Genomic DNA, 14,770 nt, shown 5'->3' on the forward strand with positions numbered 1-14,770 from the left:
GGGCCTGCCCGAGCCCCGCATCCGACGACGTGAAAGCCGAGCCTCCGGGCTCGGCTTTTTTGTGCCTGGCTATGTCGGGTGCTAGGCGCCGGCACTATGCCGGGCCGGTTTCCAGAACGAGCGCCCCGTCCTCTTGTGAGGATGGGGTGTTGTCGTATCGGCGTTGGAGAGGTAGTGGGTCGCCGTGTCGAGGTGAATCCCGCGCTTCTTCCCCAGTGCCCTGACCCTATGGGGATGCGTCACGCTGGGGCTATGGCACTCGGCACTCGAGTGCCGACCAAGTAGGAGGCGGGATGGCTTAGACGCCAGCATGGCGGAAATCAGCGCGCAGGGTGGTACGTGGGAGAGAGAGCGGCGAAGAGGTGCCGAGCACCTTCAAGTGGCAGCCCCTGTGGCCGTCGGTGGACGGCGTGACCGATACGAAAAGGCCGGGCAAGAAGCCCGGCCTTTCTCGTGGCGGTGACTGATCAGGCGGGGTTCTGCTCGATCCCCTGGACGTGCCAGGGGGCATCCTCACGCAGCTCGCGTATCAGGTGCCAGGTCTCGTTGAAGGCGTTCTGTTCACCGTTCTCGTCGAGAATGCCGTGGAACAGCACGGTGGCTTCGGCCTGGGTGCCGATTTCCTGGATGCTGCCGAGTTCGGCGAACAGGCGCACGACCTCGGTATGGTTGTTGGCCGGCTGCTGATCGCGCTCGGTGCGTAACAGGTTGTAGAGCTCGGGTGTCACGTAGTCCTGTATCTGGGAGAAGTCGTTGTTGTCCCAGGCCCGCTGCAGGGTCATGAAGTGTTCCTTGGCGCCGCCCAGGAAACGCTCGCGATCGAACCACGTCGGTTCCTTGGCGAGGCCGCCACCGAGGCTGCCGGTAAAGGCCTGGGGCTGTGCCTGGGACGGTTCCCGGGCGTCGCGGGATGCCATGTTCGGCCCCCCGGAGGTGGCGGCTCGTCGCTTGTGGGCGAAGAGCTTGAACAACAGGAAGAGCGCGCCGCCGATCAGCAGGATATCGAAGAAGCGCAGGTCGTCGAAGGCGCCGCCGAAGAACAGCGAGGCGAGCAGGCCGCCGGCCAGCAGGCCGGCGAAGGGGCCGGCGAAACGCGAGAGCCCGCTGGATGGCTTGCGCCGGGTTGAGGCGGCACCCGCGGTGCTGTTGGTGCGTGAGCTGGTGGCGCTCGGGCCGTCGGCGGAGCGGGAGTAGCTGCCGAAGCTCTTGCCGCCCCCCATGCGGCGGGCGTCGGCGTGGTCGACGGCGAGGCCGAAGCCAAGCAGGCCGACGACGAGCATGACAAGGAGTTGACGCATCGTGTGTCTCCAGAGAGTGTGGCGAAGGAGCCGCCGAGAAGAGTCGAAGCGCTCATTCTAGCGACTAAGTGGGCCTCCGACACCGTCTACCGAGAGAGGATCGTCGATGCGTCTGGTGCGTGAGAAGAGTGTGCTGCTGATCGTTGACCTGCAGGCGGGGCTGCTGCCGGTGCTGGAGGATGGTGAACAGGCCGTTCGTGAAGCGAGCTGGTTGGGCGGTGTGGCCGGCGCGTTGGGCGTGCCGGTATGGTTGACCGAGCAGTCGCCGATGAAGCTCGGCGGCACCGATGCGGGCCTGTTGGCGGCGCTCGAGGGCCCGCGGCGCTGGGAGAAGACGCATTTCGATGCCCATGCGCAGGCGCGGTTCGCGGCGGCGCTGGAGGACGGCGGGAGGCGGCAGGTGGTGCTATGCGGGGCCGAGGCGCATGTTTGCGTGCTGCAGACGGGACTCGGCCTGCGTGAGGCCGGTTATGACGTCTTCTGGTTGGCGGAGGCCACGGTGAGTCGGCGCCGCGCTGAGGCGGGCCTGGCCCGTCGGCGCATCGAGCGGGCCGGTGGCTGGACGGTGAGCGCCGACATGGCGGCTTATGAGTGGCTGGAGCGCGGCGATGATGCCGACTTCCAGGACCTGCACCGCCGCTTCCTCAAGCCGCGTTCGCCGCGCCCCTTGCGTTTCTTCGATTGAGGCACGGCGTGGCCGGGCATCAGGGGCGGTCCTGCTCGGCGCGGCAGAACACCAGGCTGTTGCCCTCGCTCATGGCGGCGCTGTAGCGGTAGCCGGCCACATCGAAGTCCTTGAGGCCTTCCGGGTCGTCGAGGCGCTGGTGGACCATCCAGGCCGCCATCAGGCCGCGGGCCTTCTTGGCGTAGAAGCTGATGATCTTGTGCTGACCGTTCTTCTCGTCCTTGAACACCGGGGCGATCACCCTGGCGTCGAGCCGCTTGGCGTCGATGGCCTTGAAGTACTCGTTGGAGGCCAGGTTGACCAGCACCTTGCTGCCGCTATCGGCGATGGCACGCTCGAGGGCCGCGCTGAGGGTCGACCGCCAGTAGGCGTAGAGATCCTTGCCCGCGGGGTTGGTCAGCTTGGTGCCCATCTCCAGGCGATAGGGCTGGATCAGGTCCAGCGGGCGCAGCAGGCCGTAGAGGCCGGAGAGGATGCGTAGATGGCCCTGAGCGAAGGCGTTGTCGCCGTCGTCGAAGGAGGCGGCCTCTAGCCCCACGTAGACGTCGCCCTGGAAGGCCTGGGCGGCGGGCTTGGCGTTATCCGGGGTGAAGGGGGTCTGCCACTCGGCGAAGCGGGCCGCGTTGAGCCCGGCGATCTTGTCGCTGACGCCCATCAGCTCGCCGATCTGCTGAGGCGAAAGCTCGCGCAGGATGTCGATCAGCTCGCGGCTGTGGTCGAGGAAGTCGGGCCGGGTGGCCTGGGAGGTGGTCGCCGGGGTCTCGAAGTCCAGCGTCTTGGCGGGCGAGATCACGCTCAGCATGGGGCGCTCCTGTGCCTGTAGAGAGTCGCCAGCGAGTATATCAGGCGCGCCCTTGCGCCGGGGCTATCGGGTTCATAGCCCCGGCGCGTGTCGGCCGGCAGGGCTCAGGGGCAGGGGTTCGGGATGCGCCGGTGGACGGCTTCGAGAGCCGCGAGGACCTCGTCGTCGAGGCGCAGCGCCTCGCTCTCCAGGTTACTTTCCAGCTGCGCCATGCTGGTGGCGCCGATGATGTTGCTGGTCAGGAAGGAGCGTGAATTGACATAGGCCAGCGCCATCTGGGCCGGGTCGAGGCCGTGCTCCCGGGCGATCTCGACATAGGCGCGGGTCGCCTCGTCGGCCGCGGGCGTGTTGTAGCGCTGGAAGCGCTCAAAGAGCGTCAGGCGTGCCCCCTCCGGTCGAGCACCGTCGAGGTACTTGCCGGACAGCTTGCCGAAGGCCAGCGGTGAGTAGGCCAGCAGGCCGACGTCCTCGCGATGGGCGATCTCGGCCAGGCCGACCTCGAAGCTGCGGTTGAGCAGGCTGTAGGGGTTCTGCACCGAGGCGACGCGCGGCAGCCCCTGGCGTTCGGCCAGCCGCAGGGCGTGCATCACCCCCCAGGGTGTCTCGTTGGACAGCCCCACGGCGCGAATCTTGCCGGCCTGCACCAGTTCCTGCAGCGCGGATAGGCTCTCCTCGAGGCCCGTGGCGTCGTCTTCCTGTTCGTCGTGCTCGTAGCCGAGGCGGCCGAAATAGTTCGCCTGCCGGTCGGGCCAGTGCAGCTGATAGAGATCGACATAGTCGGTCTGCAGGCGCGTAAGGCTGTCGTCGATGGCCTGATGCAGGTGCTCGCGGGTCAGTCGCGGGCCACCACGGATGTGGGCCAGCCCCGGCCCGGCGGCCTTGGTGGCGAGGATGACGTCGTCTCGCGCGCCGCGGGCCTTGAGCCAGCTGCCGACGTAGGACTCGGTCAGCCCTTGGGTCTCGGCCCTGGGCGGCACCGGGTACATCTCGGCGGTATCGATGAAGTTGACGCCGAAGGCCGTGGCGCGGTCTAGCTGCTCATGGGCCTCGGCCTCGCTGTTCTGCTCGCCGAAGGTCATGGTGCCGAGGCACAGCCGGCTGACGTCGAGGCCAGTCTGGCCTAGAGGGCGGGTCTGCATCCGTGTTTCCTCATCAAGGGGTGGGCAGTGCGTTGGCATGGTAGCGCCGGGGAAGCGAGATCGTAAATGGCGGGGGGTTGAGTCGCCGTCGGGGCGGGCGTATGCTGCGCATCCGCTGCCTGGGAGGAGCCCACAAGGCGGCCGCTTTTTCCGTACAGGACGCCGGGCACAGGAGGCTGCTTCGACGTCATCAACCGACCCCCGGACGCAAGGTTGTTTGTCATGCCGCAGGCATCGTCACTGTTCACTCGGCTCGAGTACCAACTGGCGTGCCAGCTGTTCCATACACGCTGGCTGCCTCGCTCGCCGCGCACGCAGCGCCTGACTATGCATCTGTTCCAGCGCTGCGCGGATGCCGGACACCCGGCCGCCCTGTCGTTGTACGGCCATGTGCTGTTTCGGCGTGCCGTCACGCCACAGGACAAGGCCCGTGGCGCCCGCTATGTCCTCGAGGCCGCCCAGGGCGGCGATTGGCATGCCCAGTATCAGGCCGGGCAGATCTATGAGTACGGTTGCGCCCAGTACCCGCATCGCGACGACCGGGCGGTCACCTGGTATGCGCGGGCCGGCGAGGCCGGGCATTGCCTGGCGGCGGAGCGCCTGGCCCGGGCCTATCGCCACGGCGAGCTGGGGTTGCCGGAAGACCACGAGCGTACCGCACACTGGGCGGCCCTGGCCGAGCGCAACGCCGTGCCGATCGCATCACTGGACAGCGATGAAGTCGGGACGCGACACTAGGATGATGGCGCCTCCCCCAAGGCAGTGACTCTGGCCACCCTGCACGGTGGCCCTACATCATCAAGGACTCAGCAGCCCGTGACGTTACCGACACTGCTGGATATCGAAGCGTCCGGATTCGGACGCGGCAGCTACCCCATCGAGGTCGGTCTGGCTCGTGCGGACGGCAGTACCTGCGCCTTCCTGATCCAGCCCCTGGATGAGTGGACACACTGGGATCCCAAGGCGGAACTGCTGCATGGCATCTCGCGCAATCGCCTGGCCCGCGAGGGCTACCCCGTGCGCGAGGTGGCGCGCTGGCTCAATGACGAGCTCGTCGAGGTCGGTGTGGCCTACAGCGATAGCTGGGGCTACGACAATACCTGGATGTCGCTGCTCTTCCATCATGCCGGCATGTTGCCGGCCTTCCGCCTCGAGGCGCTGCGCCGCCTGCTCGGCGAGGCCCAGCTGATTCGCTGGAGCGAGACCAAGGAGGCGATCATCGCGGAGCGCGGCATCCAGCGTCATCGCGCCGGGGAAGACGCCCTGCTGCTGCAGCTCACCTACCAGCGCACGTTGGGCGGCGCCGACTGACGCCGTAGCACTACCCACCGCCCAGCCTACGACCGCCCGGCCTCGCGCCGGGCGGCGTGTGTCGTGGCCTCGGCGACTCCGGCTCAGGCGCCCAGCCGGGTCTCCAGGGCATCGAGCAGGGCCGCGGGTGCCTCGGCGGCGAGCAGGTCCTGGCGAGTGTGAGCGTCGAGGAAGCCGTGCTCCACGGTGCTGTCGAGGAAGGTCAGCAGCGGCGAGTAGAAGCCGCCGGTGTCGAGCAGGCCGATCGGCTTGTCGTGCAGCCCCAGGTAGCGCCAGGTCCAGGCCTCGAACAGTTCCTCCAGCGTGCCGATGCCCCCGGGCAGGGCGATGAAGGCATCGCAGTGGGCGGCCATGCTGGCCTTGCGCTCGTGCATGTTGCGCACGCGGATCAGCCGGGTCAGCGCCAGGTGGGCCTGCTCGCGTTCCACCAGGTGGTCTGGCATGACGCCGGTCACCTCGCCGCCGGCCGCCAGCACGCTGTCGGCCAGTTCGCCCATCATGCCCACTCGGGCGCCGCCATAGACCAGCGAGTGACCGCGCCGGGCCAGCGCCTCGCCCAGTGCCCGGGCGGCGGCGAGGAAGCGTGGGTCGTGGCCGTCGCGTGAGCCCAGGTAGACGCAGAAACTCGACATCTTCTCCTCCTTGAAGGTTACCGCCGAAGCGTGGCGCAAACGACGAGGGCGCCGGTCGGCGCCCTCATGCGGTGGTGTCGGGCCGCCGGCCGCGCTGGCGGCTCAGGGCAGCAGGTCGATGACGCCATACTCGGCGTCGACCCACTGGCCGATGACGTTGTGGCCACACAGGTGATGGGCGTATTGGGTATGCAGGCAGCGTACCTGGTCCCAGTTGGCGATGCCGCCGATGCCGCGTTGGCGCAGCATGTCAGCGTAGCCGCGGCGCTCGAGTTCGTGGCGCTGGGCCTCGCTCATGTGACGCCAACGAGCGGCCACGTAGTCCTCGTGGCTCTGATGGTAGGCGGCCAGGAAGTCGGGATCTTCCTTGAGCCGGGCCTCGAGGGTCTTGATCACCCCGGCCGCCTCGATGCGCGAGAGCTCGATCTTGAGCCGCTCGTCGCTCAGCCAGTAGAGGGTCGGGAAGGGGGTGCCGTCGACGATGGGGGCCATGCGCAGGACCAGCGGTGTGCCTTCGCCGTCGGCGGCGGCCAGGGCCTCGATGCCGCGCGGGGCGCGGTCGAGCTGTGTGGCGATGACGGCGAGCTGGCGCTCGTCAGGCATCGTGTCGGGGTGGGTCACCATCGTCGGGGTTGTCTCGTATGAATTTGGTCGAGCGTCCCACGGCGCGAAAGAAGGTGCGGTTGAGCTGCTCGGGGGTGGGCACGTAGTGCCAGTGCCGTTCGCAGTACTCAGCGCCGCGCGCGATCAGGACATCGTAGAGGCGGTTGAAGGGCGCATCATAATCGTAGGGGTCGGCCCCGAACAAGCGGATATGCGGGTAGTCGGCGAAGCGCTCCAGGAAGAAGCGCTCAAGCTCAGACTCGACGGCGCGATGACGCGCGACGTCGTCGGGATCGATCCAGAGGTCGTAGCGAATGCCCATGACGGCTCCCTCGAGTGGGTGGGCGCAAGTACGGTTGTGACCGCGTGCGGTGAGATTCGGCTCAGTCACGCGCCAGCGGGGCGAAGGTCGCCGTCAGCAGGCGCGCCAGATCGAACGGTGCGAGTTCGATCTCCAGGCCGCGTCGTCCGCCGCTGACATGGATCCGCGGCAGGGCCTCGGCACTGGCATCGATGAAGGCCGGCAGGCGTTTCTTCTGCCCCAGCGGACTGATGCCGCCGACCACGTAGCCGGTGGCACGTTCGGCCTCGGCGGGCTCGGCCATGCGCGCCTTGCGGGCGCCGGCCACCCGCGCCAGGGCCTTGAGGTCGAGCTGGGCGGGGACCGGCACGATGGCCATCGCCAGACGGCCATCATCGAGCTGGGCGAGCAGCGTCTTGAACACCGTCGCTGGCGGTAGCCCCAGGGCCTCGGCGGCTTCCTCGCCGTAGGCCGGTCGGCGCGGGTCGTGGGCATAGCTGGCGGTGTCGAAGGTCACGTTGGCCTTCTCCAGCGCCTTGACGGCAGGGGTCATGCGTCGACGGCCTCCGCATCCTGCAGGTGGGCGGCAAGCGCCTCGCGCAGCTCGCCCTCGAGAGGCACCGCGCGTTTGTCCCGATGGTCGTAGTGGACCATCACCGCGTGGCCCAGGTTGGCCAGCCGACCCGATTGCCAGGCCTCCTGGGTCACGGTGAAGGAGCTCCCGCCGAGTCGGGTGAGGTAGGTGCGGATCTCGATATCGTGGCCGTAGTAAAGCTCGGCGCGGTAGTCGATCTCCATGCGCGCCATGATCAGCCGCCACTGGCCTGGGTCGAGGTCGGGGGTGAAGAGCCGGAAGAGGTCGTTACGGGCCAGCTCGAACCAGGCCGGCAGGCGGGTGTTGTTGATGTGCCCGAGGGCGTCGGTGTCGTAGAAGGCGGGCTCGATGGTGCGCGTGAACATCGGCGGTTTCCTTGTGAGCGTCTCAAGGGGGACAGCTTTGTCTCGAGCAAGCGCTCGGTCAAGTGCTGGGTCCCGTGTCGGCGTTGGGCTGTCGGGCCGGGCGCGAGGCATACCAGGAGCGCAGGCGCGTCCAGGCCAGCAGCCAGGCGGTGGCGGCGGCGAAGCCGATCAGGGTGCCGGCGACCAGCCCCAGGCGGTCGTAGGTCAGCGAGACGCATAACGCATAGCACAGCAACGAGCCGAGCCCTGCCGGGTAGTGCTTGATCACGGTGGCCGTGGGCGCGGGGCCCTGGGTCAGGTGCAGGATCACCAGGAAGGGGTACAGGGTCACCGGGAAGGCGGCCATCACGCCGGCCCAGGCCGAGGGAACCACGTGGGCGAGGCCGGTGATCAAGAAGACGATGCCTGCCGCAAGGCCGGCTCGCAGCGCGAGGGCGGGCCAGGAAGTGCCTCCGCGGGGGGCGGCCTTGGTGTCTGGCACACGGCGGTAGAGCCAGGAGAACAGCGCGATGGCCACCAGGGTCGTCAGCGTGCCGGTGATGCGGTCGAGATCGAACTGGGTCAGCGCCAGGCTGGTGACGAACCAGGCGGCCAGCCCCGCGAGCGTGCCGAGGACGACGCCGGCGAGCCCCTCGCGGCGCCCGCCGAGCAGATAGCCGCCGCCCAGCGCGAGCGTGGCCGTGAAGCCCGCCAGGGTGTGGACCGCACTCTCGGCCGCGAACTCGGGCGATAGCTCAAGCCCGATGAAGAACAGCGCGATGGCCGTCCCCAGCGGATAGCCGGAGAGCAACCCGGCGACGCGAGTGCTGACCCGTTCGGCGATCATCGACAGGCCGAGCACCACGCCGATCGAGGCGAGCAGCTTGGCCAGTTGCCAAGCGAGTGGGACGTCCATGTGTTTCTCCTTGATCCTGGGGCCCGTCTCGCTCAGGCCGGAGGCGTTGCGGGCAGACGCCCGTCGGCGAATGGCCCGTGAGCCGTTAGAGGCGTGCGCCTGGGTGTTCGGTCGTCTACACCAGCCGCAGGCCCTGTTGATCGATCCAGGCCGCCTTGAGGGCGGCGCCTAGCGGTTGGCGGAGGTGTTCGGGGAGGGCGTCGCGGGCGGCCTCGAAGCTTTCTGGGGCACGATTGCGCAGCCAGCAGTAGGCCCAGGCGCAGGCCTCGGCATCGTCGGCCGGCAACGGCCGGGCCGGCATCTGCACCAGCAGGAAGAGGGCGGTGCGGCCGGCCCATAGCGGCACCTCGTCGGCGGCCTCGGGATCGGCCCAGGCGTGGAGGGTCGCGGCGTCGGGTGTGGCCTCGGGTTCGCCCAGCTTGGCCACCCGGGCGGTCTCGGCGAGGATCAACGCCAGGCGATCCGGCGCATCACAGCCGAGATCCCGCCAGCGCGCGATGAGTGCGGGCAGGCCGCGGAGCACCTTGGCATAGAAGCCGTCTTGCGGCATCGTTTCGGTCATGGTTCAGGGCCTTTTGGAGCAGGAAACGCGATGGAATTCGATTTTGCCACGTCCGTGGAACGACGCCACCCGGCGCAAGGTGACTGGCCGTCACAGAAATGGCACCAGTATGCGGAAGATGTGCTGCCGCTATGGGTCGCCGACATGGATTTTCGCTCGCCGCCGGCGGTGACCGAGGCGCTGCACGAGCGGGTCGCGCACGGCGTCTATGGTTACGGCCTGGTGCCGGAAAGCCTGCGCCAGGCGCTGTGTGACTGGAGCGCGGCGCACTACGGCTGGGCCATCGAGCCCGACTGGCAGCTATGGCTGCCGGGCGTAGTGCCGGCGCTGCATCTGGCGAGCCTGGCGTTGACCGCGCCGGGCGATGGCGTGCTCACGGTGACGCCGATCTACCCGCCCTTCCTGCAGGTGGCGGAGCGTACCGGCCGGGTGCCTCAGCAGGCGGCCCTGCGGCCGCCCGAGGCCGAAGGCGATGACTGGCGGCTGGATCTCGAGGCCCTGGAGGCGGCGATCACCCCGGAGACACGGCTGCTGCTGTGGTGCCAGCCGCACAACCCCACCGGCCGGGTATGGCGCGCCGACGAGCTCGATGGCCTGGCCGCGCTGGTCGAGCGCCATGACCTGCTGGTGGTCTCCGACGAGTTGCACTGCGACCTGCTGCTCGACGAAGGGGCGCGGCATCGGCCGCTGGCGGCGGCTTACCCGGGGCTCGCCGAGCGTACCCTGACGCTCTGGGCGCCGTCGAAGACCTTCAACCTGGCCGGCTTGACCGCCGCCTGCGCGGTGATTCCCGATGCCGGCTTGCGGCGCCGCTTCGCCAACATGGCCAAGGGGCTGCAGCCGGATGGCAACGTGCTTGGCCTGGTGGCCGCCGAGGCCGCCTATCGTCACGGCGATCCCTGGCGTCAGGCACTGCTCGAGACGCTGCGTGGCCATCGCCGGCGGCTGGCCGAACGGGTGGCGAGCTGGCCCGGCGTGCGCATGGCGCCGCCGGCATCGACCTACCTGGCTTGGCTGGACCTGCGTGAGGCGCCGGCGCTGCGGGATGTGGCCTCACCCCAGCAGGCGCTGCTCGAGCGGGCTGGCGTCGCGCTTTCCGACGGGGCGGCCTTCGGTTGGCCGGGCTTCGTGCGGCTCAATTTCGGCACCACCGCCACGCAGCTGGAAGCCGCGCTGGTGCGGCTGGACGACGTGCTAAGGGGCTGACGCGCCGCCGCTTCTTCATGGGAAGGGCGGCGGCGAAGAGGGCGCCTCCCCGGGTGTCGGGAAGGCGCCGGGCGTATCGATCAGTAGAGCTGGGCGAACAGCTTGCGGCGGTAGGTCACGGTCAGCGGATGCTCGTTGCCCAGGGCATCGAAGACCCGCAGCAGGGTCTTGCGGGCGGCATCGTCGGCGTAGGCGCGGTCCTGCTTCATCAGCGTCAGCAGTGCCTCGAGGCCGGCCTCGTATTGGCCGTCCGCGATCTGGCGCAGGGCGCGCTGAAAGTGAGCCTCGCTGTCGTCGCGGCCCTCCAGGGCGGCGAGTGCCTCGTGGGACGGTGCCTCTTCGCCGAACTCGATGCTGGCGCGTACGCCGCGGGCCGGGGCGGCGTCACGCTCCTCCGGCGGCAGGGCGTCGAGCAGGGCGCGCGCCTCGTCCGCTTGGCCGGCGGCCACCAGGGTGCGTGCCAGTTCGATCTTGTAGGGGGCATGGTCCGGCCACTGCTGGACCAGCTCCGCGTAGATCTGGCTGGCGGTGTCGGCGTCGCCCGCTTCCAGGGCGGCCGCGGCCTGATCCTCGGGCCCCGGCTGGATGCCTTCGGGTTCCGGGAAGTACTTGCCGAGCCACTCGCGGATCTCCTTCTCGGGCAGGGCGCCCTGGAAGTGATCCACCAGCCCGCCCTGGCTGATCAGCTTGACGTCGGGCACCGAGCGCACCCCCAGCTGGCCGGCGATGTCCTGGTTATCGTCGATGTTGAGCTTGGCCAGCAGGAAGGCGCCGTTGTATTCCCGGGCCAGCTTCTCCAGCACCGGCATCAGATTCTTGCACGGCTCGCACCAGGGGGCCCAGCAGTCGAGCAGTACCGGGACCTGCATGGAGGTCTCGAGCAGTTGCTGGATGTTGTTACGGTCGACGTCGATGATCAGGTCATCGCGTTGGGCGCCCTGGCTCTCGCCCTGGGCGCCGCCGGGCGCAGCCTCGGCCTGGCCATCGGAGGTGAGCGGCTCACCGGTACGGGGATCGACGATCGGCATGGTGATCTGGCCTTGAACGAAATGGGTTTGGCCTATTTATGCGGGCGGGGCGGGGGAGATTCAAGGGGCGTTCGAGAGGGAGCCGGCATGCAAGAGCCGCCGCGTGAAGGCGGCGGCTGGCGATGGCGTGACACATGAAAAAGGCCAAAACCCGAAGGTTTTGGCCTTTTTCGATATTTGGTAGCGGGGACCGGATTTGAACCGATGACCTTCGGGTTATGAGCCCGACGAGCTACCAGACTGCTCCACCCCGCATCAACGTGAGGCGTATTATACAGAGAGATGGCCCAGCGTCAACCCTGCCTTGAGAGGTTCCGCACTGTGCGAGGCCGCAGGGCCTCGCACAGGGGCGTGCCGAGTGGGATCAGGGCGGAGGCAGGCGGGTCAGGGTGTCGAGGGTATGGTCGAGCTCGCTGACCTCGCGCTCCCAGAGGGCCGGCGACACGGGGCCGGTGGCGAGCAGCTCGAGCAGCACGCCGCGCAGCTCCTCGGTCCGGGTGGGCGTGTGTCCGAGGTTGTCGTTGAGGCGCTCGACCTGGATGGCCAGCCGTAACGGATCGTCCTGGCGGTGGCTGGTGTCGCCGGCCAGCAGGGCCAGGTGGACGCGCAGGCGGGCCAGGCGCTCCGCGACCTCGGCGGCCGGTGGCGGTTGGCGGCGGGCCGCGTTGCGGGTGGCGTGGGCGCGTTGCAGGGCGGCCGGCAGCGCTTCTGGTGCCGCCACGTCTTCCACCGCGGCGTCTCGCTGTGAGGCCGCATCCGCCTCGAGATGGGCGTCCAGCAGGGGGCGCGCCTTGCGCCAGCGCTCGACGACCTCGGCCAGCGCCAGGCGTGCCAGCCGTTCGCGCCGGGCGCGCACGATGCCCGTCCAGCGGCGCCGCATGCCCTCGCTGCGGCGCCCCGTGGGCAAAGGCTCCAGCGCGGCGGCCTCCTGCAGGGCTTCCTCGAGCCGCGCTTCATCGTCGCTGGAGGTCGGCTGCCAGGCGTCCATGCGCTCGATCAACGCCTGCATGGCATCCAGCCTGGTGCGCTGGCGCTGTGCCTGGTCGCTGCGGTCGGCGTCGCGCAGGGCGAAGATGTCGTCGCATAGATGGCGAAACTCGCGCCATAGCACCTGCTCCTCGCCCCTGGGCGCGCGGCCCAGCTCGCGCCAGCGACGCTGCAGGGTCTTGGCCTGCTCGGCACGGCGTTGGGGGGGCTGCTCCCGGTCGCGAAGGGTTCGGGCTTCTTCGATCAATTCGCGCTTGGCCTCGGCGATCTCACCGGCGCGTTTCTCGATCAGCGCCTGGAGGGCGTGGCGGATGCGGCTGAAACGCCGGCCGATGGCGTCGGCCTCGTCGCGTGGCACCGGCGACAACCGCCGCCATTGCTGGCGGGCGCGATCACGGATCTCGCGCAGGGCGTCCGGGTCGGCCGTGGCGGCGGGCTGGTCGAGCAGTGGTGCCAGCTGGTCGCACAGGGCCTGGCGGGCCGCGAGGTTGTCTTGCCGTTGGCGGTCCTGATGGCTGCGCCAGGCACGCAGACGCTCGTGGATGCGGTCCGAGGCGGCGCGAAAGGCGTTCGACTGGTCGCGATTGGCGGCGGCATCGCCGAGGTCTCGCCATTCCTTGACCAGCCGGCGATGGCGGCGGTCGAGCTCGGCGTCGTCGAGGTTGTCGTCTCCCGCCAGGGCCTGGATGGCCTCGCACAACTGGGTGCGCTTGGGCCCGGCGACGAAGCCGCGCCAGTCACGCAGCTCTGCGAGTCGCGCGCCGAGACGCTTGAGCCGGGCGGCGTGCTCAGCGCGGCCGGCGGCGGGCAGCTGCTCGAGCTGCTGGCGCAGGCTCTGGTGAAGCCGGCTGGCGCCCTTGAAGGCGCCGTTGTCGAGCAGGCGCTCGAGACGCGCCAGCTCGTCGCCGACGCGAGCCCGGCGAGCCTCGAGATCGTCGGCGTCGGCGGCCTCTCCGGCCTCGTCGGCGAGGCGCCAGCCGGCGCGTTGCAGCAGCGGCGATGGGGGCAGGTCATCGGGCCAGTCGCAGGCCTCGATGAGGTCGGCCAGGCTGTCGTCGTCTTCGTCGCGCAAGGCCTGTTCGATGGCCTCGGCGCGTTCATCCAGCCGCTCCCGGGCCTCGACGATGCGGGCGAAGTCGGCCAGCGCCGCATCGTAGCGCTGGCGCAGCGAGTCGTCGGCGAGGTGCTGCTCGGAGAGCGCCTGCCAGCGGCTGGCCAACAGCTGTTTCTGGGCGCGCAGTGTGGCGATGTCCTGGTCGGCGAGGCGGTCCCCGTGATGCAGCCCGTCGAGGCTTTCCTCCAAGGATTCGATCAACGACTCGCGGGCCTGGTCGGCATCCTCGCGGCGCTGTTCGGCGGCATCCTGGGCCTGTTCGTGGGCCTCATGGTCGCTAAGCGTCTTGCGGCAGCGCAGGCAGGCCTCCTGGTAACGGCGCTCCTGCTCGGCGTCGGGCGGGGTGCCAAGGTTCGACCATTCGCGCATCAGGTGGCGAAAGCGATCGCCGTAGTGGGGCTCCCAGGTGGCGTGGCCGAGGGCTTCGAGCTTGCCTAGCAGGGTCTCGCGCCGCTGGCGGTCCTCGGCCAGCGAGGCGGCGTCGGCGCGACATCGCTGGAGGCGTTCGCGGGCCTGGCGCATCACCTGGCGGTCGCGCTTGGCACCCTGGATCAGCCGCTGCAGGCCGCTCTCGCTCTCGACTCGGGCCGCCGCCGCCTGGCGCACGGCGGCGATGCCGTTGTCGCAGGCCTGGCGAATCAGGGCGTCTTCCTCGCTGAGGCATGCCAGGGCGGCCAGGCGCAATTGCTGGTTGTCGCCTTCCCGGGCGATGCGCTCGGCCAGCGTGAGGTCGTCCAGGGCCTCGACCAGGGCGATGCGGTGGGGCAGGTCGATATCGCCATCCCGGCCGCACAGCAGCACGATGATGCGCTCGCGAAGCTCGAGGGTGTCACCTCGTTCGTGGCGCAGGGTCAGCAGTCGCTGCGGGTCCTCGAGCCGGGCCAGCGCCTCGCGGCGGACACCGGGGTCGGCATCCGTTGCGAGGCGCTCGAGCGGGGCGAGCTGTGAGGGTTGCGTGGGGTCGAGGCGGGCGATGGCCTGGCGGCGCACCTCGGGGGCCGGGTGCTGCCAGCGAGGCGCGAACAGACGGCGAAGGAGTCCTGGCATGGGGGGTCCTGAGGTGGGCCGGCGCCCCTGCTAAGATGGCGTGCCGGCGCGCTGAAACGTGAGACGCGTCACGATGACGCGGTATCATGGAGTTATCTAAGCATGCGGCGTGCCGGCAGAAAAGGGCATGATGGTCGACTGTAGCCGTTACGAGACACTGACAAGCCACCCGGGCGTGACATATGATCGGTTGCGGGATC

General features: G+C 69.2%; 16 protein-coding genes and 1 tRNA gene. 4 read left to right on the forward strand and 13 right to left on the reverse strand.

From position 1 onward, the window contains the following. Nucleotides 1-467 precede the first annotated feature (467 nt). A complete protein-coding gene (locus ETC07_RS14715; RefSeq protein ID WP_136249277.1) occupies nucleotides 468-1,298 on the reverse strand; it encodes a Tim44 domain-containing protein in 831 nt (276 codons plus the stop codon). A 106-nt stretch (nucleotides 1,299-1,404) separates the two neighbouring features. Here ETC07_RS14715 and ETC07_RS14720 point away from each other — a divergent pair, with 106 nt between their 5' ends. Further along, entirely contained in the window at nucleotides 1,405-1,983 is a 579-nt protein-coding gene (locus ETC07_RS14720) for an isochorismatase family protein (RefSeq protein WP_136249278.1), read from the forward strand. A 19-nt stretch (nucleotides 1,984-2,002) separates the two neighbouring features. Here ETC07_RS14720 and yaaA read toward each other — a convergent pair whose 3' ends face one another. Both yaaA and ETC07_RS14730 read right to left on the reverse strand, forming a co-directional pair. Next, nucleotides 2,003-2,785: a peroxide stress protein YaaA gene (gene yaaA / locus ETC07_RS14725; protein WP_136249279.1), complete on the reverse strand. Its 783-nt coding sequence runs from the start codon at nucleotides 2,783-2,785 to the stop codon at nucleotides 2,003-2,005. Nucleotides 2,786-2,889: 104 nt separating this feature from the next. Continuing rightward, a complete protein-coding gene (locus tag ETC07_RS14730) occupies nucleotides 2,890-3,924 on the reverse strand; it encodes an NADP(H)-dependent aldo-keto reductase (protein WP_136249280.1) in 1,035 nt (344 codons plus the stop codon). Between the two features lie 222 nt (nucleotides 3,925-4,146). Between ETC07_RS14730 and ETC07_RS14735 the strand changes: the two genes are divergently transcribed. Together ETC07_RS14735 and ETC07_RS14740 are read left to right on the forward strand one after the other, a co-directional pair. Continuing rightward, entirely contained in the window at nucleotides 4,147-4,662 is a 516-nt protein-coding gene (locus ETC07_RS14735; protein WP_136249281.1) for a tetratricopeptide repeat protein, read from the forward strand. A gap of 78 nt (nucleotides 4,663-4,740) precedes the next feature. Next, nucleotides 4,741-5,235, forward strand: coding sequence for a hypothetical protein (locus ETC07_RS14740; protein ID WP_136249282.1), 495 nt, complete (start codon nucleotides 4,741-4,743; stop codon nucleotides 5,233-5,235). A gap of 83 nt (nucleotides 5,236-5,318) precedes the next feature. Here the strand turns inward: ETC07_RS14740 and ETC07_RS14745 are convergent, their stop codons facing one another. From ETC07_RS14745 to ETC07_RS14775, 7 genes are all read right to left on the reverse strand, one after another. After that, nucleotides 5,319-5,867: an LOG family protein gene (locus ETC07_RS14745; RefSeq protein WP_136249283.1), complete on the reverse strand. Its 549-nt coding sequence runs from the start codon at nucleotides 5,865-5,867 to the stop codon at nucleotides 5,319-5,321. A gap of 102 nt (nucleotides 5,868-5,969) precedes the next feature. Beyond that, entirely contained in the window at nucleotides 5,970-6,491 is a 522-nt protein-coding gene (locus ETC07_RS14750; protein WP_136249284.1) for a DUF501 domain-containing protein, read from the reverse strand. After that, complete coding sequence (locus ETC07_RS14755) at nucleotides 6,463-6,792, reverse strand: hypothetical protein (protein ID WP_136249285.1); 330 nt, start codon at nucleotides 6,790-6,792, stop codon at nucleotides 6,463-6,465. The genes ETC07_RS14750 and ETC07_RS14755 overlap by 29 nt, the downstream gene beginning before the upstream one ends. A gap of 61 nt (nucleotides 6,793-6,853) precedes the next feature. Next, on the reverse strand, nucleotides 6,854-7,324 hold the full coding sequence (gene ybaK, locus ETC07_RS14760; RefSeq protein ID WP_136249286.1) for a Cys-tRNA(Pro) deacylase: 471 nt from the start codon (nucleotides 7,322-7,324) through the stop codon (nucleotides 6,854-6,856). Next, nucleotides 7,321-7,731, reverse strand: coding sequence for an acyl-CoA thioesterase (locus tag ETC07_RS14765; RefSeq protein ID WP_136249287.1), 411 nt, complete (start codon nucleotides 7,729-7,731; stop codon nucleotides 7,321-7,323). The genes ybaK and ETC07_RS14765 overlap by 4 nt, the downstream gene beginning before the upstream one ends. Nucleotides 7,732-7,789: 58 nt before the next feature. Beyond that, nucleotides 7,790-8,626, reverse strand: coding sequence for a hypothetical protein (locus tag ETC07_RS14770; RefSeq protein WP_136249288.1), 837 nt, complete (start codon nucleotides 8,624-8,626; stop codon nucleotides 7,790-7,792). Between the two features lie 115 nt (nucleotides 8,627-8,741). Continuing rightward, nucleotides 8,742-9,176 carry a hypothetical protein gene (locus ETC07_RS14775; protein WP_136249310.1) on the reverse strand — a complete coding sequence of 145 codons (435 nt, stop codon included), beginning with the start codon at nucleotides 9,174-9,176 and terminating at the stop codon, nucleotides 8,742-8,744. A gap of 42 nt (nucleotides 9,177-9,218) precedes the next feature. Between ETC07_RS14775 and ETC07_RS14780 the strand changes: the two genes are divergently transcribed. Further along, complete coding sequence (locus ETC07_RS14780; protein WP_136249289.1) at nucleotides 9,219-10,394, forward strand: MalY/PatB family protein; 1,176 nt, start codon at nucleotides 9,219-9,221, stop codon at nucleotides 10,392-10,394. Between the two features lie 80 nt (nucleotides 10,395-10,474). Here ETC07_RS14780 and ETC07_RS14785 read toward each other — a convergent pair whose 3' ends face one another. The 3 genes from ETC07_RS14785 to ETC07_RS14795 form a co-directional block, all read right to left on the reverse strand. After that, entirely contained in the window at nucleotides 10,475-11,422 is a 948-nt protein-coding gene (locus ETC07_RS14785) for a tetratricopeptide repeat protein (protein WP_136249290.1), read from the reverse strand. Nucleotides 11,423-11,600: 178 nt separating this feature from the next. Continuing rightward, nucleotides 11,601-11,677: transfer RNA gene (locus ETC07_RS14790), tRNA-Met, on the reverse strand. Nucleotides 11,678-11,786: 109 nt separating this feature from the next. Next, nucleotides 11,787-14,570 carry a DUF349 domain-containing protein gene (locus tag ETC07_RS14795; protein WP_136249291.1) on the reverse strand — a complete coding sequence of 928 codons (2,784 nt, stop codon included), beginning with the start codon at nucleotides 14,568-14,570 and terminating at the stop codon, nucleotides 11,787-11,789. Nucleotides 14,571-14,770: the final 200 nt, after the last annotated feature.

The organism is Halomonas borealis (assembly GCF_004798905.1).
In the GTDB taxonomy this organism is placed as follows: domain Bacteria; phylum Pseudomonadota; class Gammaproteobacteria; order Pseudomonadales; family Halomonadaceae; genus Halomonas; species Halomonas borealis.

What these genes read in the sequence shown, in the direction of transcription:
- ETC07_RS14750 (WP_136249284.1), bottom strand. Translation starts at nt 6,491, where the DNA reads ATGGTGACCCACCCCGACACGATGCCTGACGAGCGCCAGCTCGCCGTC.
- ETC07_RS14765 (WP_136249287.1), bottom strand. Translation starts at nt 7,731, where the DNA reads ATGTTCACGCGCACCATCGAGCCCGCCTTCTACGACACCGACGCCCTC.
- ybaK (WP_136249286.1), bottom strand. Translation starts at nt 7,324, where the DNA reads ATGACCCCTGCCGTCAAGGCGCTGGAGAAGGCCAACGTGACCTTCGAC.
- ETC07_RS14795 (WP_136249291.1), bottom strand. Translation starts at nt 14,570, where the DNA reads ATGCCAGGACTCCTTCGCCGTCTGTTCGCGCCTCGCTGGCAGCACCCG.
- ETC07_RS14730 (WP_136249280.1), bottom strand. Translation starts at nt 3,924, where the DNA reads ATGCAGACCCGCCCTCTAGGCCAGACTGGCCTCGACGTCAGCCGGCTG.
- ETC07_RS14715 (WP_136249277.1), bottom strand. Translation starts at nt 1,298, where the DNA reads ATGCGTCAACTCCTTGTCATGCTCGTCGTCGGCCTGCTTGGCTTCGGC.
- ETC07_RS14770 (WP_136249288.1), bottom strand. Translation starts at nt 8,626, where the DNA reads ATGGACGTCCCACTCGCTTGGCAACTGGCCAAGCTGCTCGCCTCGATC.
- ETC07_RS14720 (WP_136249278.1), top strand. Translation starts at nt 1,405, where the DNA reads ATGCGTCTGGTGCGTGAGAAGAGTGTGCTGCTGATCGTTGACCTGCAG.
- ETC07_RS14780 (WP_136249289.1), top strand. Translation starts at nt 9,219, where the DNA reads ATGGAATTCGATTTTGCCACGTCCGTGGAACGACGCCACCCGGCGCAA.
- ETC07_RS14785 (WP_136249290.1), bottom strand. Translation starts at nt 11,422, where the DNA reads ATGCCGATCGTCGATCCCCGTACCGGTGAGCCGCTCACCTCCGATGGC.
- ETC07_RS14735 (WP_136249281.1), top strand. Translation starts at nt 4,147, where the DNA reads ATGCCGCAGGCATCGTCACTGTTCACTCGGCTCGAGTACCAACTGGCG.
- ETC07_RS14755 (WP_136249285.1), bottom strand. Translation starts at nt 6,792, where the DNA reads ATGGGCATTCGCTACGACCTCTGGATCGATCCCGACGACGTCGCGCGT.
- ETC07_RS14775 (WP_136249310.1), bottom strand. Translation starts at nt 9,176, where the DNA reads ATGCCGCAAGACGGCTTCTATGCCAAGGTGCTCCGCGGCCTGCCCGCA.
- ETC07_RS14745 (WP_136249283.1), bottom strand. Translation starts at nt 5,867, where the DNA reads ATGTCGAGTTTCTGCGTCTACCTGGGCTCACGCGACGGCCACGACCCA.
- yaaA (WP_136249279.1), bottom strand. Translation starts at nt 2,785, where the DNA reads ATGCTGAGCGTGATCTCGCCCGCCAAGACGCTGGACTTCGAGACCCCG.